Origin of the sequence: Herbaspirillum sp. VT-16-41, assembly GCF_001994935.1 — a bacterium.
Lineage (GTDB): Bacteria > Pseudomonadota > Gammaproteobacteria > Burkholderiales > Burkholderiaceae_D > Herbaspirillum > Herbaspirillum frisingense.
In genome coordinates, this window is record NZ_MUXB01000168.1 from 24,717 (window position 1) to 46,832 (window position 22,116).

Here is a 22,116-nt window from a genome sequence, read left to right on the forward strand (position 1 = left end):
TCTTGCTACCTTAGAGCAGTCTGCTCAAATGCTCTGGTAAGCAATTCCGGCCGCAGCCGCGATTTTTTTTGCCAGCTTATCGAAATCTCCATAGCAATTTTTCACTGCCTCCAGGTGTGAGCCAATGGCGCCGTCACCCGACTTCAAGAAGAAAATCGGCTTTCGAGCTTCCATCGCCATGGGCATCAGACTTCGGTAGTGCTTCAGCATTGCCAGGCAGAAGGGATCTTCGATCACTTCCATCGGACTGGAGCTTTTCTCATCCAGAACAGATTCACGATATACCTTTGGCACCCTATTCATCCAACGTCGATACGACTTCGCTGGCGAACTATCCTGGATACCGTGCTGCATCACGATGTAACCCACTGGAGTCATGCTACCCGCAGGGATGGAAAGATCCTCAGGGGCTTTAAGAACAAGATCTCCCCAGACACGCCGCCAATCTCTCAAGGCGGGGCCCAGATTTCTAAGACCTTGCAAGGAAAACAAATCGGGAGCCAGTGGCACACAAACCTGATCAGAGGCAATTAACGCTGATCGATTGATCGCACCAAGATTTGGCCCGACATCAATTAACACCAGATCTGCGCCGGAACCGTTCCAGAACGCAGCACCTTGTTCTATCAATCGGTGAAACGCAGTCATCGTCCGAAAAGACGCCTCATCCTGGTTATGACAGCGCGGCCAAGCGTCCGACAGCTTGTCTTCGAACCTTGAAAGGCCAAGGTCCCCGCAGATCAATCCCAGATTTTCATTGATCTTCTCAACGTGGGGCGTGGCGATATCTCCTGTACCTCTGAGGATCGGCCTGATTGAACCGAATACGGTATCGGGATGTTCTCCATCCGGCCAAATCTCCTCTAGACGTTCCTCTCTGAGAAACATGGCTGTGAGATTGGCTTGTGGATCCAGGTCCACCACCAAGGTCTTTACGTTGTGATCCGCAAACATCCAAGACAGATGGTAAACAAGGGATGTCTTTCCAACGCCGCCCTTATTGTTAAAAAACGCGATTGTCTTCATTGGATATTTTTAAAGATTTTGACCAGGACCGTATGGGTGTCAAACTCAAACTCTGCTGGGCGATTTCCATTGGCTTCAAGCCTGGCTTGGGCACGCTGAACGCCATAGCCAAAGCGGTTGACAAAACCTTGTGATTTCATAGCCTCGGCGATCACCGGATTGCGATAGCTATTTCGCAGAGGGAAATTTTCTGGAGTAGCTTCACCATATAAACCGCCGGGGCTCTGAATTTCAATATGATCGCTGAACACATAAAACCGGATCGGCGCATTGCTATTGTAGTTCCGGTGCATGACTGCATTCATCAGCAACTCTCTGAGCGCGAGCTCCGGATAATCTTGCACTTCCTTTTCTTCAAACGCAGTCAATTTGAGCAACCGGGTCTTGTTGATCGATTTGAGCCTGAGCTCAAGTGCTCGGACGACTGTATTAAGATCGCCATCCAACTCATCCTGATCAATAGGCTCGTCCGTCAGGTCCGTGCCGGGTAGCTGCAGATATTGGACGTAGGCGCCGGGCAAGAAGAAACGCGTGTTTTTCCCAAATAGAATCAAACCGGCATTGGTCGCATTCTTTGATTGGGGATCATATAAGCGCAAGGATGCCAGTTGCTGTTCAACAGGCCTATGATTACTTTCAATTGTTTCGGCATCAACGACCTCCCGTCTATACGCATCGAATTGCCCTAGCGCAAGGTCGTCTATCGTGGATTCACGTGCGGGTTGTGCATCAAAGGAACGAGCCAGGGCCACTCGTCGCTCAGACAATACCCGCTCCTCTTGCTCGTTGGCGATGGCCTTGCGTGGCCCCACTCTGATATGAACCCGTCCTTTATAACGAACAGGTGGCAGGTCAGAAGCGTGTACCGTCACCACAGCAATCTCACCGCCCTCCAGGCTGTACCTGTCCACGCCTATAAAGGGCTGCGGCAATATATTTCCTTCTGACCTGATCGCCCCAAGCGTCAGCAAAAAATCATCGGAAATGGTGAGCCCGGCAACCTTGCCATCATCTGTTACGCCGATTAAAAGATAGCTTGGGTGGCGATGGTTCGGAAGATTGTTCGCAAACGCGCAGATCGCCTCGCAGTATTTGTCTTTGTTCGTAAGAGAAACGGTTCTTTCGATCCGGTCTGACTCCATGTCTGATACCAGAGCGACCACTTCCTGATTAGATAGCATTGCTAGCCCCAAAGCTTGTCTTCATTCGGGCAATTATACATTTCAGGTCTTGTGCAGGCGCCCTGCAAAGGCCCCCATACATGACCGAGCCGCCGAGCAAAAAACAAAGCCCACACCTTCACGGCGTGGGCTTCCATGCTCTCTGCTCTTAACTTTCGCCATTCAGAGCAGAGCGCATTCCAGACTTTAAACGCTATTGCTTGGCCAACGGCGCAGTTCCCGCCTCCACTGTCTTCTTCTCCGGCAATTGCTTGCGCACCTTGGCCACATCGGAAGCGCTCACCGACGAGGCCTGGTTGCCCCAGCTGCTGCGGATGAAGGTCACCACATCGGCCACTTCCTGATCCGACAGGCGGCTGCCGAAGGCCGGCATGGCGAACTGCGTCGGGGCCTTGTGGGTCCAGGGCATTTCTGCACCTTCCAGCACGATGCGGATCAGCGAAGCGGGATTTTCCGCATTGACCGTGGGCGACAGCGCCAGGGTCGGGAAGGTCTCGTCATAGCCCTTGCCGCTGCTGCGGTGGCAGGCCGCGCAGTTGTTCAGGAAGGCCATCGCTCCCGGACTCTGGTCGCTGCCCTTGCGCAAGGCCTGGTGGGTCTTGTCGTCATAGGCCAGCGCGGCCGTGCCTTCCTTCACCGGTTTCAGCGACTTCAGGTACGTGGCCATGGCCGCCAGGTCTTGCTCGGTCATGTACTGGGTACTGTTGGCGACCACCTCGGCCATGCCGCCAAAGGCAGCGGAATGGCTGTTGCGGCCGGTCTTGAGGAAGGCCACGATGTCGGCCTCGCTCCAGTTGCCCAGACCGTCGCGGGCATCGCCGCGCAGGTTGTTGGCCAGGTAGCCATCGATCACGCCGCCGGAGAGGAATGCGCTGCTGTCATTGCTCAGTGCCTTCTCCTGCATGCCCACGCCACGCGGGGTGTGGCAGGCGCCGCAGTGGCCCAGGCCCTCGACCAGGTATTGGCCGCGAACCAGAGGACTGTTGTCCTCGGGACCATCGACCGCTACCGCCGGTGCGAATACCTTGCGCCAGAGCGACAGCGGCCAGCGCATCGACAGCGGCCAGGTGATGTCCACGCCACGGTTGGGCGTGGGGTCAGCCTGCACGCCGTTCATGAAGTAGGCATACAAGGCCTTCACGTCGGCCGGCTTGACCTTGGCGTAGGACGGATAGGGCATGGCCGGGTAGAGCGACGCGCCATCCTTGCGGATGCCGTGGCGCAGGGCCTGGTCGAAATCGGCCTCGCTGTAGCTGCCGATGCCCTGTTCCTTGTCGGGCGTGATGTTGGACGAATATACCGTCCCGATGGGCGTGGCGATGGCCAGACCACCCGCGAACGGCTTGCCGCCCTTGGCCGTGTGGCAGGCCACGCAGTCGCCAGCCTTGGCCAAGTATTCGCCGCGCTGTACCAGTTGCTGGTCGACGGACGGCGCCGCTGTCGTGCCTTGCGCTGCTGCGGTGAACGCGGACAGCGACATGACTGCCGCGCAGGCGGCGATGAAATAATGCTTGATCATGGTCGTTATCCTTATGCCTGCACCAGCGGGCCGGGGTTTTTCAGATACTGCTCGCGGATCGCCTTGGCGGAGTGATACGCCAGCGCCGTGACCAGCCCGGTCGGGTTGTAGCCCATGTTCTGCGGGAACGCCGAGGCGCCATACACGAACACATTGGGCACATCCCAGCTCTGCAGGTACTTGTTGACCACGCTGTTCTTGGGCGTGGTGCCCATGATCGCGCCACCGGTCAGGTGGGTGGACTGGTAGACCCGGGTATCCCAGGACGAACCGGTCTTGCGCACGGCCTTGACCACCTTCTCGGGGTTCATGGCGTGGCCCACCTTTTCCATTTCGCCGGCGATGTAGGTCAGCATCTTGCCTTCGTTTTCCTTCCAGTTCAGGGTCATGCGCAGCAGCGGCTGGCCATTGGCATCCTTGTAGGTCGGGTCCAGCGACAGGTAGCAGTCGCGATAGGCCATCACCGAACCGGACATGCCGATGGTCAGGGTGCGCTGGTAGGCGTCCTGCACGCTGGCCTTCCACTCGGAACCCCAGTTGGGGACCTTCTCGCCCGGCATGGTACCGGCCTGCTTGATGGGACGACCGCCATAGCGCACGTGACGGATCGAGGCGCCGCCGATGAAGCCCAGCGGACCGTGGTCGAACTGGTCGGCGTTGAGGTCGTCCATGCCCACGCCACCGGCACCGGTGCCGATGAAGGGGTTGAACTGGGTGCCCTTGGGCATGACCACGTTGATGCCGCCGTTGTACTGATAGGCGAAGTTCTTGCCCACCACGCCTTCGCCGGTGACCGGGTCATAGGGCTTGCCGATGCCGGACAGCAGCAGCAGGCGCACGTTGTGGGTCTGGAAGGCGGTCAGCAGCACCAGGTCGGCCGGCTGTTCCACTTCGCGGCCCTGGGCGTCGATGTAGGTGACGCCGGTGGCGCGCTTGCCCGAGGCGTCCAGGTTGACCTTGATCACCTGGGCCTTGGTGCGCACCTCGAAGTTCTTGCGCTTCAACAGCACCGGCAGGATGGTGGTCTGCGGCGAGGCCTTGGAATACATGTAGCAGCCGTAGTTTTCGCAGAAGCCGCAGTAGTTGCAGGGGCCGATGCGCACGCCATACGGGTTGGTGAAAGGCTGCGAAGCATTGGCAGCGGGTGCCGGATACGGGTGGTAACCGACGTCGCGCATGGCCTTTTCCACCAGCGAGGCGCTGTACTGGTATTGCAGCGGCGGGGTCGGGAATTCGTCGGTGCGTTCGCCTTCCAGCGGGTTGCCGCCGGGGACGATCTTGCCCTTGAGGTTGCCGGCCTTGCCGGAGACGGCCATGACCTTTTCCGAGAAATCGTAGAACGGCTCCAGTTCCTTGTAGGTCACGCCGTGATCCTGGATGGTCATGTCCTCGGGAATGAATTTCTTGCCGTACTTCTGCTCGTGGTGGGTGCGCATCTCCAGCTCTTCGGGCAGGTTGCGGTACATCATGCCGTTCCAGTGGAAACCGGCACCGCCCACGCCATCGCCGAGCAGGAAGGAACCATGCTGGCGATACGGGACAGCCACGTCGGAGAGGGTGTGACGGATGGTCACGGTCTCGCGCGAGAGGTCCTGGAACAGTGCGCCGCGCACGGAGTATTTCAGTTCATCGACGGCCTTGGGATAGGGCGTGTCGGTATTGGTGTCGCGCATGTCGCCGCGTTCCAGCGCCAGCACGTTCAGGCCGGCTTCGGTGAGTTCCATGCCCATGATGGAACCGGTCCAGCCCAGGCCCACCATCACTACATCCACTTTGTCTTTTTTGATAGCCATGATCAGCCCTTCTCTCCCAGAATCGACACGGGGCCGTATGGATATTTAACGTTGTATTGATCGACCCAGTCGGCGTAGTCGGCACGCGCGCCGGGGAAGCCAACCATCTTCCAGCCGCCCATCTTCTGGTTGCCGCCGTACATCGGGTCTGCGAAGTAGCCTTCCTTGGTATTGCCCAGCATGAAGCTGAAGAAGGTCTTGGCCGGGACGGTCTCGAAGGCGATCTTGCCGCCTTCCATCATCTTCAGCACTTCCAGCTGCTTGGCCTTGTCCAGTTCGGCGAAGACCTTGCCGTGGTTCTTGCTGCACCAGTCGTTGCAGGCGGCGATACCCTGGCGATAGATGTCACGCGGCACCAGCGAAAGCTGGTAACCCAGTTCGGGAACGCTGTCAGGATGGAAAGGGCCTTGCATGTACCACAGCTTGCCGGCGCCATAGGGGGTTTCCATCTGGCGGTCGATGAACTCCGGCACGCCCGTTTCGAGGGCACCGGCACCGTACTGGTCGGAGGGAATCAGGTGATCGACGGCGGCGTTGATGAAGGCCCATTCGGCCGCGTTGAAGTAGGTGGGGGTGTAGGCGCGGGGCTTGCCCGGTGAGCCGCTGTCGGCGATTGCCTGCTGGCTGACTGCGACGGTAGTGGCGCCGCCTAGCGTTGTTGCTGCTGGGACGATGGCCAATACCTGGCGCAGGAAACGCCGCCTCGGCTCTTTATCTTGTGACATGACTATCCTTTGGACGTGGGATTTGACGAGGGAAAACACGGACGCTACGCCACGGCCGGAAGCAGGGATACACCCCGCCCCTTGATGGACGTCTATCTCTTGTTGTTGTGGTGATGCCCCCTGCCGGCCGGCTCCTGGCGCCGACCGACAGGGTCAGGAACACGGTCCGAACTCAGGCCAGCACTTCGCCGAAGAAGGCCTGCAGCGCCACGGCGGCGCGCTCGGCGGTCTGGCGGTGATAGAAGAAGCCGGGATTGTTGGCATCCGGATCGGTGAAGGAGTGGCCGGCCTGGCCATAGTTGACCAGTTGCCAGTCGATCTTCAGCGCGCTCATCTCGTCGATGAAGCCATTGACCTGCTCACGCGGGACCGAAGGGTCCTGTACGCCATGCAGCACCAGCACCGCGCCCTTGATCTTGCTTTCGGCCGGCGCCGGGGTATCGAGCGCACCGTGCAACGAGACCGTGCCGCGCAGTTCGGCGCCATCACGGGCCAGTTCCAGCGCGGCCGTGCCGCCGAAGCAGAAGCCGCAGGCGCCGATCTTGTCGGCCGCGAGCTTCACGAAGCTCTGCTCGCGCAAGACCTTCAGCGCTGCCTGCATGCGCCGGCGCAGTTCTGCGCGATCTTTCTTCAGGGGCATGATGGCGGCCAGGGCCTGGTCACCATCGGTAGGACGTACCGACTTGCCGAACACGTCGGCCACCAGGATGGCATGGCCGGCTCCGATGGTAGTGGCGGCGATTTCCAGTGCCTGCTGACGCAGGCCGAAATAGTTGGGCACCGACAGCACGCCCGAGACAGGCGGCTGGGCTTTGTTGTAGAGCAGGACGCTTTCGTAATCGACGCCGTCGGCGCTGTGGGAAATCGTTTCGAGGGCAAGATCGGTCACCGCAATGCCGAGCTTGGCGGCAATGGCGGCGGTATTCCAGGACGTGGACATGGAGGCTCCTTTGGGTGGAAAACGCCGGCCGGTGTGGAGACCGGCCGGCGCTCAGGAAACTTTTATTTAGGCGCGGATTGCGGCCGCAGATTGACAACGCAAGCTGGAAACCAGCTCAGCAATGCCTTCACCTTGACCACATCAGGGCAACAATGTTCGCACAAACAGTGCATTTCTGCAGGAGGTCATACCACTTGACCTCGTCATAACGCGAGGTGTTTCCCTACAATCTCCATACAAGCCGCATGGATAAGGGCTCGGCTTGACATTTGTCTGCGAGCAATATTTTTACCCGACCCGACGGCAGCGTGTCACCCTACCTGTCCAGCCACCCCGCCAACGACGAACGGATTGCCCACATCCTCGGGGCGCGCTGATCCGTTCAGGCTGAGAAGGGGAACAGGGTGCGTACGGCAGTGAGCGCCTCCATCCCCTCCAGCTGTGCCAGCCGCTCGTGGGCGATGTGCTCATCGATGCCACCGTAGCGCAGGCATTCCAGGAATTTCTCGCGCCGCTGGTCCGGTGTCAAAGGCTCGCGTGCTGCGCCACGCGGCGCATCGCGACGGCCACGCAACTGCCGGCCATCACTCAATTCGATACAGACCTCGGCCCCCTCTGGGGCCTGCTGCTGCCGCGCCGGCTCCTGCCATTGCGTGCTACTGCACATGCTGACCCTGGCCATGAGCGCGATCATGTCGGCCTGCGCCAGCCGCCCCGCCTCGAGGTCCTGCAGGCGCGGCCCGTCGTGCAGCACCGCCGCCGCGATGGCGAAGGGCATGCTGAACTGTGCCTGCTGCGGCGTCTGTGGACGATCATGGATCAGGTTGGCGATCACAATGGGTGGCACGTCGCAACGGATGGCAAGAATCTCCTCGCTGCGCACACCATGCGCCGCGATCAACTCCACCACCACATCGACGGCGGCATGCGAAGACAGGCAGACCGGGATGCGCTTGACGTCCAGCCCCGGATCTTCCAGCGTCCAGCGTTGCCCCAGCGCGCTGAAGACGCTGCCGTCGAAATGATCGTCATTGAAAAGATGCGCAACGCCATGGCGATGCTCGAAGGCATCGACCGGGCCGGTGGCGCCGGCCAGTGCCAGCCGGGCCGCCATTACCCCGGCCTCGGCGGCGCGGCCGGCCAGCAGGGCCTTGGCGTCGGTGCCGAAGCCGGCCTTGATGCCAGCCGCACTGGCAGCGGCCAGGCCGAGTGCATGCGCGACCTGCAGCTCGTCCAGACGCAGCAGCCAGGCTGCCGCCGCGCAGGCCCCGATGGGGCCGAGTATCCCGCTGCTCCACCAGCCGCGCCGGTAGAGCCGGTTGTCGCTTGCCAGACCCAGCGTGTACTGGCATTCGGCGCCGACCACCAGGGCCGTCAACAGGGCCTGGCCATCGGCATCGATCTGCTGGGCCACCGCCAGCGCGGCCGGCACGATCACCGCCGAACCGTGGACGAAACCGGCATAGCAGTTGTCATCGAAGTCCAGCGCATGCGCGGCCACCGCATTGACCAGCGCGGCGTGGCGCGCCTGCGTGCGCTGGTCGCTGCCGGCCAGGCCACAGGTACCGGCCGCGCCATCGCCCTGCACCAGCAGGCGGGCATGTGCCGCCACGCGGGTGCGACCACCGGCGCTGATCACGCCGAGGGTATCGATGAGGCTATGCAGGGCGATGCGGCGGATGCGCGGCGGGATGCTCCCCGCCTCCTGCAGCACCAGCCAGCGTGCCATGGCAGGGATGGCGAGGCTCACACCCGGCGCATCGCCTGTCATGGCGCAGTGCGGCACGCTCAATCCGGCAGCTGCCCGGCCGGGGCGCCCAGCCAGGTCTGCGAGAACTTGTCGATGGTGCCATCGGCGCGGGCTTCGCGGATGATCATGTTGATCTTCGCCAGCAGGGTCGATTCACCCTTGGGCATGGCCACGTAGCAAGGCGCATTGGCCAGGATCACCTTCAGTTCCATGTCCAGCGAGGGGTTCATCTTCTGCAGCGCGGCGGCAACCGTGGTGCCGGTGGCGAACATCTGCACATGCCCGGCCAGGAAGGCCGACAGCGTGGCATTGTTGTCCTCGAAGCGCTTGACCACCGCGCCCGGCGCCAGCTGTTCCAGCTCCTGGTCCTGCATCGAGCCACGGGTCACCGAGATGGTCTTGCCGTTGAGTTCGGCGAAGCTGGTGGCCTTGACCTTCTTGGTGCCGAACACCGCATCGAAGAACGGCGCATAGGCCAGGCTGAAGTCCACCACCTTGGCGCGTTCGGCGGTCTTGCCCAGCGACGAGATGGTGATGTCGGCCTTGTTGGTCTGCAGGTAGGCGATGCGGTTGGGCGCGGTCACCGGCACCAGTTCGACCTTCACGCCGAGTTTCTTGCCGATCAGTTGCGCCATGTCGATGTCGTAGCCACGCGGGGTCATGTCACTGCCCACCGAGCCGTAGGGCGGGTAGTCGGTCGGCACGGCCACGCGGATGGACTTGCGCGCCATGATGGTGCTGTAGAGGTCGTCGGCCAGCACGGGCGAGCTGGCCACGGCCAGGCCAGCCGCAAGAGTCAGCATGGCAAGTAGGGAGCGGCGTTTCATGGAAAACCTTTCTGGAGCCAAGCTCCGTCGATACGCAGTAAGAAAGTTCGAGAACCTGGGGCGAGCCCCTGCCGCCTTCTGGCGTGCTTGTTGTCCGTCGCATGTCTCGGGCATGCGCCGCTCCGGTAATGCTTTTTGCGCTGCTGCCTCTTCAGGTGCGGCGTCGTCTGTTGCGGGTGGGCGCAGCCGCGCGCGGTTCCAGCGCGGGAGCTTCCTCGCCCTGGCTGCCCCACCATTCGCCCACGCCCCAGAGTTTTCTCTCGGTGTCGGCGATCTGTGACTTGATGTTGATCTTTGCGGTGGCGGCCATGAGCGCCGCCAGGATTTCTGCCACCAGAAAGGCCGGCAGCAAGGTATCGAAGAACGACGCGCCCTTGTTGGGCACGATGATGGCTTCGCTGGCCATGCGCGCCATGGGCGAGCTGGCGCTGTCGGTGATGACCACCAGCCGCACGCCGGCCTTCTGCAGATGGGTGGCGATCGACATGGCCCGGCGCGAATGCGGCGCCATGCTGCAGATCAGCGCCACGTCGCGCGAGGAGGGCTGGTGCATCAGCTTCATGATGCCGCTCTCGCCGGCGCCATCCACCAGCGTGACATTGCGCGCAAAGAATTCACACACATGGGCGAACTGGAAGGCCACCGGGAAGGAACCGCGCAGGCCCAGGCAAAAGATGTCACGTGCCGCCGACAGCAGCTTGGCCGCGCGCATAATGGCCGGCATGGTGGAGCCGCTGGCGAAGGAGCGTATCTGCGCCTCGGCGGTCTGCACCAGGTCCATGGCCAGGGCTTCCTCGCCGATGCGCTGGTGCAACTCCACCAGGCCCTGGGCGCGTGAACCGAATTCGCTGCCGTGGCTGCGCAGGCTGGCCTTGAACACTTCGCGCACGGCGTCGTAGCCGGACAGCCCGAGCGCCTTGGCAAAGCGCGTCATGGTGGACGGTGGCAGTTCGATCAGGCGCGCCTGTTCGCGCATGGACAGCACCGCCACCTCATGCGGGTGATCCAGCACGAAGGCAGCCACCTCCCGCACCTGGCGCGGCAGGCGGTCGAAGCGTTCCTTGATGAGGGCGGTCAGCGCAGCTTGGTTCACGATGCAGGGCAAGGGGCGGAAGATAGCCCTGCATGAGCAACATGTGTGCCAATTGCCGATGCAAACGATACAAATGAACCATTTGCGTCCGCGCTTGGCCTGCATCAGCACGGGCCTGCCACCGGGCTTGCCCCGTCCCGGCGACGACCGGGGGCGATACAAACGAAACAGAAATCGGCCCTTGCTGTATCGACCGCCTCTCCCGCGCCGTGGGGATGGCGCGGCACCCGGACCGTGTCAGCCGCGGCGCAGCGCCCCGTCATGGGACATCACGCCCCACGCCGACGCAAAGCCGTGGGCGATGCTGCTCCCTCAGCTCGACAGATGGGCGGCGGAGCGGATGTGCAATTCGCGCAGCAGGGAGAGGAACAGTTCAGCGCGGTGCGTGGAAGGACGGTGCGGGTCGGTCACGGCGCAGATGGGATGGACGAAGGTGGGACTGGCGCGGCGCGCGCGCAGGGCATAACGCTTGCCGATCAATTGCGCGTAGTGGGTGGGCAGCAGGCCGACATAGTCACCGCTGGCCACCAGCAGGGCGATGGCTTCCAGGCCACCGGCCTCCGGCCCGCGCTCGTATCCATCGCCGGCCAGCACCTGATCGACATAGGGATGGGGCCGGTAGACCAGGGGCCAGACCGCCTTGCGCGGCTCGCCGCCCTCCTTGCGCACGGCGCCATAGAGGCGATGGCTCTCGACGAACAGCGGCAGGTAATCGAATTCATCATCGCCCGGATAACGGCCGCGAATGGCGATATCGACCCGTTGCTCGCGCAGCGCCTGGTTCAGTTCGGGAAAGGTCATCACCTCGATGCGCGGCTGCACCTGGGGCGCGCGCCGCTTGAGCGCGGCGATGGCCTGCGGCAACTTGCAATCGGGATGACTCAGGGCATGCTCCACCACCCCCAGCGCCAGCGGCCCGGACAGCACACCATGCACGGCATCGATCTCGGGACGGATGCGCTCCAGCGAACGCAGGGCGGTGGTGGCCAGCTTGAGCGCCACCTCGCCCTCGGGCGTGAGCCGGAAGCCGGCTGGTCCACGCTCGCACAGGCGTACGCCCAGGCGTTCCTCCACCTCGCGTACATGGCGACTGATGGAGGCCTTGGACATCAGCAGCACCCGCTCGGCGGCGGCGAAACCACCGGCCTCGGCGACGTTGCAGAAGACCCGCAGCGAGCGCAGGTCGCGCTCATCGAAATCCAGCCTGATCATGACGCTCCTGTCTGCATGCACCGTTGCGGTGAAATTGCAAAGTCTCGAAAAATGAAACTATACCTCCAAAAGAATCATTTTCTATCATCACCGCGACTCACTACAGTGAATGCATCCACAGCGGCCCATCGCTGCCTCATCGATGCATGCAGGCCCGCTGCATTTCTTCTATCAGGAAACCATCCATGGACAATCTCACCGCACCGCGCACCGGCCACAAGACCCTGCTGTATTCGGAGCTGGTCACCGACCTCACCGACTTCAAGGCCGACATTGCGGTCCTGGGGGTCCCCTTCGGCGCCGCCTACGGCCCGCGCCAGTACAGCAACGACCAGACCAATGCGCCGCAGGCCCTGCGCGACCTGAGCGATCGCATGGTGCGTCATCCCAGCCACTATGACTTCGATATCGATGGCCCGCTGCTGCAGGAGCGCGAGGATATCCGCTTCGTCGATTGCGGCGATGTCCTGCCCGACCTGGCCCAGCCGGAGCTGCACAAGCAGCGTGCCGAGAGCGCGGTGCGCCAGATCCTGCGCGGCGGCGCCCTGCCCATCGTGCTGGGTGGCGACCATGGCATCACCAACCCGGTGCTGCGCGGCTTCGATGAAGTCGGGCCGATCACGCTGGTCCACATCGATGCCCACCTCGACTGGCGCGACGAGGTCAACGGCGTGCGCGACGGCCTGTCCAGCGTGATCCGCCGTGCCTCGGAACTGCCCTACGTCAAGCACATCGTACAGATCGGCCTGCGCGCCCAGGGCAGCGGGCGGCCGGCCGACTATCGCGCCGCCAAGGAATGGGGTGCCGACCTGATCAGCGCCTATGAATTGCACGACATCGGCATGGATGCGGTGCTGGCGCGCATTCCCGATGGCGGCAACTACTATCTGACCATCGATGCCGATGGCCTGGACTGCGCCATCATGCCGGCCGTCGATGGCCCCGCGCCGGGCGGCGTCACCTTCCTGCAGGCGCGCAAGCTGATCCACGGCCTGGTGCGCAAGGGCCGCGTGGTGGGCATGGACATCGTGGAAATCCAGCCGGCCAAGGACAATGCCAGCAAGATCAGTGGCGTCACCGCCGGCCGCCTGATCGTCAATCTCATCGGCGCCACCATCCGCGCCGGCTATTTCGACAAGAAGTAAGAAGCCCCGCTCACTATCCCAACCACCCATTTCCGGAACCGACATGGCCCATACCCGCATCCGCAAGTTCAACACTCGTGAAACCTATCCCGAACAGAAGCTGGACAATGACCTCTGCCAGGCCGTGGTGGCCCGCGGCACCATGGTCTTCCTGCGGGGACAGATCGGCCAGGACCTCGATACCTCCGAGAGCGTCTGCATCGGCGACGTCAAGGGACAGACCGAACAGGCCATGAAGAACATCGACATGCTGCTCAAGGAAGCCGGCAGCCAGCTGGACCATATCTGCAAGCTCACCATCTATATCTCCGACCCGCGTTTCCGCGAGGATGTCTATACGGTGGTGGGCAAGTGGCTCAAGGGCGTCTATCCGGTCTCGACGGGGATCGTGGTGACCGCCTTCGCCCGTCCGGAATACCTGGTCGAGGTGGATGCCACGGCGGTGATTCCCGACTAGATCAGACCTTTATGCAGTGACCGCCAGGTGCGGTACTGAAACACTTCCGGTAAGTAGCAGTACTTGGGCCGCATCGATGATGCGGCCTTTTTTTGGTGCGGCGCGGTGGAATGGGGCGTAGCGGGAAGCGGGAAGCGGGAGGCAGGAGGCAGGCGGTGCGGGCAGCAAAGTCCCGCTCCGTAACCGGCGACCAGGGGCCGCCGGCGTGAGGATCAGCGGGAGGATCAGCGGGAAGAGTTGTCGCGCGACATTGTCGACAAACCCGAGTACAGGCTGCAGCTATGCGGCGCGCCACGATGGGAACCGGTGTCCAGTTCGCTGGAATCGTTCAGGTAATCGACCAGCTTGCGATAGAGCTTTGCGAAGTAGTGCATGACTAACCCCCTTTCAATGTGCCTCTGTTGGCTGTCTGTTGGCGGATGGTGTCAGTGCTTGACGAACCACCCATGCCGGCTTTACCACCCCACCCACATCACCCGCTTCACGGCCCGGCACGAACCGTATAAATTGTTTATATGATTTATTCTATTTGCATGCGGCGGCCGCGTCTATCAGGAATTTTCTGACATTGACTTCCTGTTGCAGGTAATCCTCACTTCCGGCGCGCCTACATCCCGGCCGCATGCCCCTGCAGCCAGTCGCGAAACGCCGTCATGGCCGCCCCCTGCGGCCGGGATTTGAGGCGGGTGAGCCAGTAGGCACCGGTGACGATGCCGGTCTCGAAGGGGCAGACCAGCCGCCCCTGGCGCAGCTCCCGCTCGAACATCAGTACCGGCAGCAAGGCTACACCGGCCTGCTGGGCAGCCGCTTCGGCCAGCGCCAGCGAGGAGTCGAACACGAAGCCGCGCAAGGGCGGGCAAGGCGCGCCGGCGGCGGCGAACCACTGGTTCCACTCGTCGCTGCGGTAGGAACGCAGCAGGGTCTGGCTCGCCAGGTCGGCAGGGCTGCGCAATTGCGCGGCCAGGGCCGGCGCGCACATCGGCGCCAGCGGCGCCTCGAACAGACGTTCAGCCTCGGTGCCATGCCATGCACCATCGCCAAAGCGGATCGCATAATCGAGACCCTCGCCGGCCAGATCGACCCGGTTGTTGTTGGTCAGCAGGCGCAGGTCGACGAAGGGATGGTTCTGCTGGAATTCCCGCAGGCGCGGCATCAGCCAGCCCACGGCAAAGGTGCCGACCACGCCCACGGTGAGCACTTCGCGGCGACGGCCATGCTCGAACTGACCCAGCACGTCGGCGATGCGCCCGAAGGACTGGGCCACCACCGGTAGCAGCGCCTGTCCCTCATCGGTCAGCGCCAGGCCACGCGGCAAGCGCCGGAACAGGGCCACGCCGAGGCGCTGTTCCAGGTTCTTGACCTGCATGCTCACGGCCGTCTGGGTCACGCTCAATTGCTCGGCGGCGCGGGTGAAGGACAGGTGGCGGGCCGACATCTCGAAGGCGCGCAAGGCATTCAACGGCAAATACATGGAGTCTCCAGGCATCAGATTTTCTTGGGTCTACGGCCAATTATCATGAATTGTGGTCATCGCCGCCACTGCCTATGATCTGGCCTGTCGCAAACCCGCAATCAACAAATTACTAGGAGAAAACATGTCCGGAAGACGCAACTTCCTGGCCCTCACGGCCCTGGCGGCCGGTGGCCTGATCAGCCGTAGCTGGGCTGGCGAGGTACAAGGCGCAAGTAAAACTATGGACTCGTCCAGTATCGTTCAGAAACTGGCGCAGCTGGAAGCCGATATCGGCGGCCGCCTGGGCGTATCGCTGGTGGATACCGTCCATGGCCGGCAGTGGGGTTATCGCGCCGACGAGCGCTTCCCCATGTGCAGTACCTTCAAGTTCCTGGCGGCGGCAGCGGTGCTGCGCCGGGTCGATGAAGGCCGGGAGCGCCTGGCAAGGCGCATCGTCTATCGCCAGCAGGACCTGGTCCCCTACTCGCCCACCACCGGCAAGCACACTGGTGGCGCCGGCCTGTCCATGGCGCAGTTGTGCGAGGCGGCCATCACGCTGTCTGACAATACCGCCGCCAACCTGATGCTGGCCAGCATGGGCGGCCCGGCCGGGCTGACCGGTTTCGTGCGGACGCTGGGCGACGAGCTTACACGCCTGGACCGCAACGAACCCACGCTCAACGAAGCCATCCCCGGCGACCCGCGTGACACCACCACCCCGGCCGCCATGACCGCCGACCTGCGCCAGGTGGTGCTGGGCAATGCCCTGGCACCAGCCTCGCGCGAGCAGATCACGCAGTGGCTGCTGGCCAACCAGACCGGCGACAAGCGCGTGCGCGCCGGCCTGCCGGCGGGCTGGAAGGTGGGAGACAAGACCGGGACCGGTGACCGCGGTACGGCCAACGACGTGGGAGTGGTGTGGACGCCGCAGGGCGCGCCGCTGCTGTTTGCGGTCTATCTCACCGAGAACACGGCCGAAGCGGCCCGGCGCGACGCGGTGCATGCCGAAGTCGGTCGCCTGATTGCGCAGGTGATGGGCTGAGCGCGTCCGTGCTCAGTTGAGGTTCAGTTGAGGTTCAGTTGAGGCTCAGTTCGCAAACTGCAGCGACACCGCACCCACGCCTTCCAGCGCGGCTTCCACCAGCAGACCGCCGCGCGCCAGTTGCAGGCCGGTACAGGAGCCGGTGGTGATGATCTGACCCCGGCGCCAGGGCTGGCCGCGCTGGGCGCAATGCTGCGCCAGCCAGCCCAGCATGGGCCACAGGTCGGCCGGGTTGCCGCCGCTGGTGCGGGTGATGGGCTGGCCATCGATGACCAGGCTGGCCTCGACCGTGCGCAATGACAACTGCGGCGGCAGCGGCTGGGGCTGACCGGTCACCAGCGCGCCATGGCTCTGCAGGTCGGCCATGCCGGCCCAGGGATTGCCGCAGGGCGGATGTCCCAGGCGCGTCTCCACCACTTCGATAGCCGGCAGGATGGCGTCGAAGACGGTGCGCAGTTCGGCCTCGTCGGGCAGTTGCGTGCCGGGATCGAAATCGCGCCCCACCCGCAAGGCCAGTTCCACTTCCAGCCCGCGCATGCGCCACTGCGGCCCGGCCAGTCGGGCGCCCGAGGGCAGGATGCCCGACAGCGGCAGGGGCGCGCAGCCGGGCGTGCTGCCATCGCCCTTGCTGCCCACCTTCCACCCGCCCACCGGCCCCAGCCGGCGCAGTTGCGCATCCTGCACCGCGTAGGCGGTCTCGGCGTCGCCCACCGCCAGCCGGCGCCAGTCCAGGGCCAGGCCGCTGTGGCGGGCGTCGAGCAGAAGTTGGGTGGCGGCGTCGATGTGCATGAGGGCTCCGGCAATGAGAGGGGAATGGGCAGCGCGCATTGTACTGTCTGCTGCGGCCATCGCCCAAGGCACAGCTTCGCGGCCCGATCTTGGCCACGATCAGCGCGCCCATCCTGACAGGCCGATAATGCAGCGATGCCCGCTTGACTTCGAGCGCACTCCAACTTCTAGACTGGCTGCCATGACCTCTTCCCTGACCATTGCCCAAGCTGCTGCGGCCACCGGCCTGTCGGTGCATACCCTGCGCTACTACGAGAGGATAGGCCTGCTCGACCCGGTCGAGCGGCGCGACAACCGGCACCGGCGCTATACCCAGGAAGACCTGAACTGGATCGCCTTCCTGAAGAAGCTCAAGGCCACCGGCCTGCCGGTGCGCGCCATGCTGCGCTACGCCGAGCTGCGGCGCGACGGCAATACCGTGGAGAGTGTCATGGAACGCAAGGCGATGCTGCAGGCCCATACGCTAAGCGTCCAGCAAACCCTGGCCGAACTGCAGGAAAACCTGGCCGTGCTGCACCACAAGCTGGTGCTGTACGACACCCTGGAACAGCAGGCGCGCATGGCGCCGGCGATTCCGGCAGGGCTGCCCCGACCGGCCTCAACCAAAGAAAGGATTGCACCATGACCGAACCCATCACCTCCCACCTGCAACCGGAATCCGCCGTCGGTACCCGCCGACTGGGCAGCAACGGCCCGCTGGTCTCGGCCATCGGCCTGGGCTGCATGGGCATGAGCGATTTCTACGCCCGGCGCGACGACCAGGAATCGCTAGCCACCATCGACCGCGCCCTGGAGCTGGGCATCAACCTGCTGGACACGGCCGACATGTACGGCCCCTACACCAATGAAGAGCTGGTCGGACGTGCCATCAAGGGGCGCCGCGACAAGTTCTTCATCGCCACCAAGTTCGGCTTCAAGCGCGACCCGGCCGATCCCACCGTGCGCGGCGTGGACGGCAGCCCGGCCTATATCCGGCAAGCGGTCGAGGGCAGCCTCAAGCGCCTGGGCATCGAGGCCATCGACCTCTACTACCAGCACCGCATCGATCCCAACACCCCCATCGAAGCCAGCATGGGCGTGCTGGCCGACCTGGTGCGGGCCGGCAAGATCCGCTACATCGGCCTGTCCGAGGCGTCATCGGCGACGCTGGAGCGGGCGCACCGGGTGCACCCGGTCACCGCGCTGCAGAGCGAATATTCGCTGTGGACGCGCGACCCGGAAAGCGACGTGCTGGCCACCTGCCGCGCACTGGGCATCGGCTTCGTGGCCTACAGCCCGCTGGGCCGGGGTTTCCTGAGCGGCGCCATCCAGCGCGTCGAGGATCTGGCCGAGGATGATTTCCGGCGCAGCAATCCGCGCTTCCAGGGCGAGAATTTCCAGCGCAACCTGCAATTGGTGGCAAAAGTGAAGGAAATCGCCAGCCAGCACGGCTGCACGCCGAGCCAGCTGGCACTGGCCTGGGTGATGGCCCAGGACCCGCATCTGGTCCCCATCCCCGGCACCAAGCGCCGACACTATCTGGAAGAAAATGCCGGCGCCTGCAATGTGAAGCTTTCTGCCCAGGATCTGCAGAACCTGGATGCGGTCTTCCCACGCGGCGCCGCCGCCGGTGAGCGCTACACCGAAGCCAGCATGAAACTGCTCAACGGCTGATTCTCTGGCCGCCCCCTGGCCGCCCCCTGGCCGATCCCGCAGCAGACCCCGCACCCGGCGCCGACCTCGGCGCCGGGCCGGCGACCTCCCCGAACCACCGACCTTCCGCCCCATCCCTACGTAGTCCTACTGAGTCGCTCTACGTGGTGCCCCGCTTGTTCTGCTTGTCGTAAATGCCAATACTACGACCAACAAAAAAAGCCGCATTCGCGTGCCGACAATCCACGATCAGGGACATTCACCACCAGGCTGCAGCCAGCCGGCTGAGCGCATCCGTCGGCAGGCTGCCGCTGCGCGCAGGTTCAGCATCAATACCCGGACATGACCTGTCCGGGGGATAAAAAAACAGGGCGTCAAAAACGCCCTACCACCTTCAAAACGACAGAGGAGAACAGATGTCCGTCGCTGCCCCATCCGTAAAGAGTCCTTTGCGCCTATTGCTGTTGCTACCCTTCCTCGCCCTGCTCTGGGTGCCGTTCTACAACCAGGAACTGCCCAGCCTGTTCGGCTTCCCCTTCTTCTACTGGTATCAGCTGGCGTGGGTGCCGCTGACTTCCCTGATCATCTGGCTGGTCTATCGTGATGGCCTGAAAAAGGGAGTCGAGTGATGGAGACCACCAACATCCACTGGACCGCCCTCTGGGTCTTCCTGTTCTTCTTCGTGCTGGTCACCGTGCTGGGCTTCATGGCCTCGAAATGGATGGCCGGCCCCAGCAACAAGGGCGCCCACCTCGATGAATGGGGCCTGGGTGGCCGCAACTTCGGCACCTGGATCACCTGGTTCCTGGTCGGCGGCGACTTCTATACCGCCTATACCGTCATCGCCGTGCCGGCGCTGGTCTATGCGGTGGGGGCCTATGGCTTCTTCGCCCTGCCCTACACCATCCTGGTCTATCCCATCGTGTTCGTGATCATGCCCAAGCTGTGGCATGCCGCCCACAAGGCCGGTCACGTGACCGCTGCCGATGTGGTCTGGGGTCGCTACCAGTCGCGTCCGCTGGAGTTCGCCATCGCCCTGACCGGCGTGGTCGCCACCATGCCCTACATCGCGCTGCAGCTGATCGGCATGGAAGTGGTCATCAAGGCCCTGGGCCTGACCGGTGAACTGCCGCTGCTGGCGGCCTTCGTGATCCTGGCGCTGTACACCTACTCGGCCGGCCTGCGGGCGCCGGCGCTGATCGCCTTCGTCAAGGACATCATGATCTACATCGTGGTGATCGTGGCGGTGGTGGTGGTGCCGGCCAAGCTGGGTGGCTACGGTGCGGTGTTCAGCTCGGCGCGCGATGCCTTCGCCCTCAAGGGTGGCGCTACCGGCCTGACCCTGAAGCCCACGCAGTTCCTGCCCTTCGCCTCGCTGGCCCTGGGTTCGGCACTGGCGGCCTTCATGTATCCGCATACGCTGACCGGTATCTTCGCCGCCAAGGACGCCAATACCATCCGCAAGAACGCGGTGTTCCTGCCGGCCTATACCGTGCTGCTGGGTCTGATCGCCCTGCTGGGTTACATGGCCTATGCCGCTGGCATCAAGGTGCAAGCCAACAACGACGTGGTACCGGCGCTGTTCAACAACCTGTTCCCGGGCTGGTTCGCCGGCTTCGCCTTCGCCGCCATCGCCATCGGTGCGCTGGTGCCGGCTGCGGTGATGTCCATCGGTGCCTCCAACCTGTTCACCCGCAATTTCTGGAAGCCTTACGTCAATCCTGGCATCAGCCATGAAGGCGAAGCCAAGGTGGCCAAGATCGTGTCGCTGGTGGTCAAGTTCGGCGCGCTGGTGTTCATCCTGTTCCTGCCGACCAAGTTCGCGCTGGACCTGCAGTTGCTGGGCGGCGTGTGGATCCTGCAGACCTTCCCGGCCCTGGTGTTCGGCCTGTTCGTCGGCTGGTTCGGTGCGCGCGCCCTGCTGTGCGGCTGGGCCGTGGGCATCGTCGGAGGCAGCTGGATGGCCTTTGCCGATGGCATCAAGCCGGTCCATAGCTTCATCATCGGTGGCGAGACCTACACCCTCTACACCGGCCTGATCGCCCTGACCCTCAACGTGGTCGTGGCCGTGATCGCCAACCTGATCTTCGGCAAGGGTTCGCAACCCGCACTGAAGCGCTGAGCGAGCGCCTGCGGGCGCCCGTCGTAGAAAAGCCGAGCCCGACCCATGTGGTCGGGCTCGGCTTTTTTGTTCCTCCAGGCCGGTGGCGCGAGGTTCTCAGGCCAGCGCTTCCAGACACAGGGCGATACCTTGGCCACCGCCGATGCACAGCGACACCACGGCGCGCCGCTGGCCGGTGCGCTGCAGCGCGTGGGCGGCCTTGGTGATGAGAATGGCCCCGGTGGCGCCGATGGGGTGACCGTGGGCGATGGCGCCACCGTCGATGTTGAGGATGTCGGACGGAATGTCCAGCTCACGCTGCACCGCCAGCGCGATGGCGGCAAAGGCTTCGTTGATCTCGAAACGGTCCACCTCGCCCAGGCTCCAGCGGGCGCGGGCCAGCGCCTGGCGGATCGCCGGCACCGGTCCCAGGCCGAACATGCCCGGCTCCACGCCACTGACGGCCGCTGCGCGCACAACCACCATCGGGGCCAGGCCCAAAGAATCGGCGGTCTCGCGGGTACTCACGATCATCGCCGCCGCACCGGCATTCACGCCGGGCGCATTGCCGGCGGTGATGCTGCCATCCTTGCGGAAGGCCGGCTTCAGGCGGGCCAGCGATTCGACCGTGGTGTCGGGGCGCACGGACTCGTCCTGGTCGAAGATCTGTTCACCTTTCTTGCTGGTGAGGGTAATGGGCAGGATCTCGCGGCTGAAGTAGCCGGCCGCCTGGGCGGCGGCGAAGCGCTGCTGGCTCTGCGCGGCGTAGCGGTCCTGCTGCTCGCGGCTGAGGCTGAACTGCTGCACCAGGTCTTCGGTATGCCAGCCGGAATGCTTGCCGGAGAAGGCGTCGTTGAGGCCGTCGCTGAGGATGGCGTCGATCACCGCGCCATCGCCCATGCGCATGCCGGCACGCGCCCCGGGCAGCAGATAGGGGGCGCGTTCCATGTTTTCCATGCCGCCGGCGATGACACAGCGCGACAGCCCGGCGCTGATCTCGCCCAGTGCCGTCACCACCGCCTGGGCGCCGGAACCGCAGACGCGGTTGATCGCCATGGCCGGGGTCTCGACCGGCAGACCGCCCTTGATCGCAGCCTGGCGGGCCGGGTTCATGGCGTTGCCGGCCTGGATCACATTGCCCATCACCACCGAATCGACCACTTCCGGGGCGATACGGGTGTTCTGCAAGACCGCCCGGATCGCCTGGGCGCCCAGCTCCACGGCGGGGACGTCCTTCAGACTGCCGCCAAAGCTGCCGATCGCGGTGCGACGCGGCGAACTGATCACGATTTCCTGCTGCATGGCCTGCTCCTTCCTCACAAGTCGTTCATCACCCATGCCCCGCCTGCGACCACCCGACGGGCGGCGCTGACAGGCAGCGGCACACCGTTGCCATCCCGACAAGAGGCGGGATGGTAACTTACTTTCATA

At 63.6% G+C, this 22,116-nt stretch carries 21 protein-coding genes; 7 read left to right on the top strand and 14 right to left on the bottom strand.

Annotated features, from left to right (window positions below; translation table 11 throughout):
- Window positions 1-24: 24 nt before the first annotated feature.
- The 10 genes from BTM36_RS24605 to BTM36_RS24650 form a co-directional block, all read right to left on the bottom strand.
- Window positions 25-1,026, bottom strand: coding sequence for a ParA family protein (locus BTM36_RS24605; RefSeq protein ID WP_077238322.1), 1,002 nt, complete (start codon window positions 1,024-1,026; stop codon window positions 25-27).
- On the bottom strand, window positions 1,023-2,207 hold the full coding sequence (locus BTM36_RS24610; protein ID WP_077238323.1) for an ATP-binding protein: 1,185 nt from the start codon (window positions 2,205-2,207) through the stop codon (window positions 1,023-1,025). The genes BTM36_RS24605 and BTM36_RS24610 overlap by 4 nt, the downstream gene beginning before the upstream one ends.
- 193 nt (window positions 2,208-2,400) lie before the next feature.
- The gene (locus tag BTM36_RS24615) at window positions 2,401-3,726 is read right to left on the bottom strand and encodes a cytochrome c (RefSeq protein ID WP_174616914.1); all 1,326 of its coding nucleotides are present in this window, start codon (window positions 3,724-3,726) and stop codon (window positions 2,401-2,403) included.
- 11 nt (window positions 3,727-3,737) lie between these two features.
- On the bottom strand, window positions 3,738-5,519 hold the full coding sequence (locus tag BTM36_RS24620) for a GMC family oxidoreductase (RefSeq protein WP_077238324.1): 1,782 nt from the start codon (window positions 5,517-5,519) through the stop codon (window positions 3,738-3,740).
- A gap of 2 nt (window positions 5,520-5,521) precedes the next feature.
- A complete protein-coding gene (locus BTM36_RS24625; protein WP_077238325.1) occupies window positions 5,522-6,244 on the bottom strand; it encodes a gluconate 2-dehydrogenase subunit 3 family protein in 723 nt (240 codons plus the stop codon).
- Between the two features lie 172 nt (window positions 6,245-6,416).
- On the bottom strand, window positions 6,417-7,184 hold the full coding sequence (locus BTM36_RS24630) for a dienelactone hydrolase family protein (protein WP_077238326.1): 768 nt from the start codon (window positions 7,182-7,184) through the stop codon (window positions 6,417-6,419).
- A 382-nt stretch (window positions 7,185-7,566) separates the two neighbouring features.
- On the bottom strand, window positions 7,567-8,955 hold the full coding sequence (locus BTM36_RS24635; RefSeq protein ID WP_077238327.1) for an MmgE/PrpD family protein: 1,389 nt from the start codon (window positions 8,953-8,955) through the stop codon (window positions 7,567-7,569).
- A gap of 17 nt (window positions 8,956-8,972) precedes the next feature.
- The gene (locus tag BTM36_RS24640; RefSeq protein WP_039874933.1) at window positions 8,973-9,761 is read right to left on the bottom strand and encodes a transporter substrate-binding domain-containing protein; all 789 of its coding nucleotides are present in this window, start codon (window positions 9,759-9,761) and stop codon (window positions 8,973-8,975) included.
- Window positions 9,762-9,912: 151 nt separating this feature from the next.
- Window positions 9,913-10,854, bottom strand: a complete 942-nt coding sequence (locus BTM36_RS24645) for a MurR/RpiR family transcriptional regulator (RefSeq protein ID WP_039874981.1) — start codon at window positions 10,852-10,854, stop codon at window positions 9,913-9,915.
- 312 nt (window positions 10,855-11,166) lie between these two features.
- Window positions 11,167-12,066, bottom strand: a complete 900-nt coding sequence (locus tag BTM36_RS24650; RefSeq protein ID WP_006462804.1) for a LysR family transcriptional regulator — start codon at window positions 12,064-12,066, stop codon at window positions 11,167-11,169.
- Between the two features lie 185 nt (window positions 12,067-12,251).
- On the opposite strand from BTM36_RS24650, the gene BTM36_RS24655 reads away from it, so the two are divergent.
- Together BTM36_RS24655 and BTM36_RS24660 are read left to right on the top strand one after the other, a co-directional pair.
- Window positions 12,252-13,211 carry an agmatinase gene (locus BTM36_RS24655; protein ID WP_006462805.1) on the top strand — a complete coding sequence of 320 codons (960 nt, stop codon included), beginning with the start codon at window positions 12,252-12,254 and terminating at the stop codon, window positions 13,209-13,211.
- Window positions 13,212-13,254: 43 nt separating this feature from the next.
- Window positions 13,255-13,668 (top strand): RidA family protein, encoded by a 414-nt coding sequence (locus BTM36_RS24660; RefSeq protein WP_006462806.1) that lies wholly within the window; start codon window positions 13,255-13,257, stop codon window positions 13,666-13,668.
- A 224-nt stretch (window positions 13,669-13,892) separates the two neighbouring features.
- Here BTM36_RS24660 and BTM36_RS28480 read toward each other — a convergent pair whose 3' ends face one another.
- Together BTM36_RS28480 and BTM36_RS24665 are read right to left on the bottom strand one after the other, a co-directional pair.
- Window positions 13,893-14,042 carry a hypothetical protein gene (locus BTM36_RS28480; protein WP_006462807.1) on the bottom strand — a complete coding sequence of 50 codons (150 nt, stop codon included), beginning with the start codon at window positions 14,040-14,042 and terminating at the stop codon, window positions 13,893-13,895.
- A gap of 233 nt (window positions 14,043-14,275) precedes the next feature.
- Window positions 14,276-15,139: a LysR family transcriptional regulator gene (locus tag BTM36_RS24665; protein ID WP_077238328.1), complete on the bottom strand. Its 864-nt coding sequence runs from the start codon at window positions 15,137-15,139 to the stop codon at window positions 14,276-14,278.
- A gap of 124 nt (window positions 15,140-15,263) precedes the next feature.
- Between BTM36_RS24665 and bla the strand changes: the two genes are divergently transcribed.
- The gene (gene bla, locus BTM36_RS24670) at window positions 15,264-16,163 is read left to right on the top strand and encodes a class A beta-lactamase (RefSeq protein ID WP_077238329.1); all 900 of its coding nucleotides are present in this window, start codon (window positions 15,264-15,266) and stop codon (window positions 16,161-16,163) included.
- 45 nt (window positions 16,164-16,208) lie between these two features.
- On the opposite strand, the gene BTM36_RS24675 is transcribed toward bla, so the two are convergent.
- On the bottom strand, window positions 16,209-16,952 hold the full coding sequence (locus BTM36_RS24675) for a 2-keto-4-pentenoate hydratase (protein ID WP_077238330.1): 744 nt from the start codon (window positions 16,950-16,952) through the stop codon (window positions 16,209-16,211).
- Window positions 16,953-17,133: 181 nt separating this feature from the next.
- Here BTM36_RS24675 and BTM36_RS24680 point away from each other — a divergent pair, with 181 nt between their 5' ends.
- From BTM36_RS24680 to mctP, 4 genes are all read left to right on the top strand, one after another.
- Complete coding sequence (locus BTM36_RS24680; protein ID WP_077238331.1) at window positions 17,134-17,577, top strand: MerR family transcriptional regulator; 444 nt, start codon at window positions 17,134-17,136, stop codon at window positions 17,575-17,577.
- On the top strand, window positions 17,574-18,605 hold the full coding sequence (locus BTM36_RS24685) for an aldo/keto reductase (protein ID WP_006462812.1): 1,032 nt from the start codon (window positions 17,574-17,576) through the stop codon (window positions 18,603-18,605). Before BTM36_RS24680 ends, BTM36_RS24685 begins: the two co-directional genes overlap by 4 nt.
- 428 nt (window positions 18,606-19,033) lie before the next feature.
- On the top strand, window positions 19,034-19,213 hold the full coding sequence (locus BTM36_RS24690) for a DUF3311 domain-containing protein (RefSeq protein WP_077238332.1): 180 nt from the start codon (window positions 19,034-19,036) through the stop codon (window positions 19,211-19,213).
- A complete protein-coding gene (gene mctP, locus BTM36_RS24695; protein WP_077238333.1) occupies window positions 19,213-20,706 on the top strand; it encodes a monocarboxylate uptake permease MctP in 1,494 nt (497 codons plus the stop codon). Before BTM36_RS24690 ends, mctP begins: the two co-directional genes overlap by 1 nt.
- Before the next feature lie 96 nt (window positions 20,707-20,802).
- Here the strand turns inward: mctP and BTM36_RS24700 are convergent, their stop codons facing one another.
- The gene (locus BTM36_RS24700) at window positions 20,803-21,987 is read right to left on the bottom strand and encodes a thiolase family protein (RefSeq protein ID WP_077238334.1); all 1,185 of its coding nucleotides are present in this window, start codon (window positions 21,985-21,987) and stop codon (window positions 20,803-20,805) included.
- Window positions 21,988-22,116 lie beyond the last annotated feature (129 nt).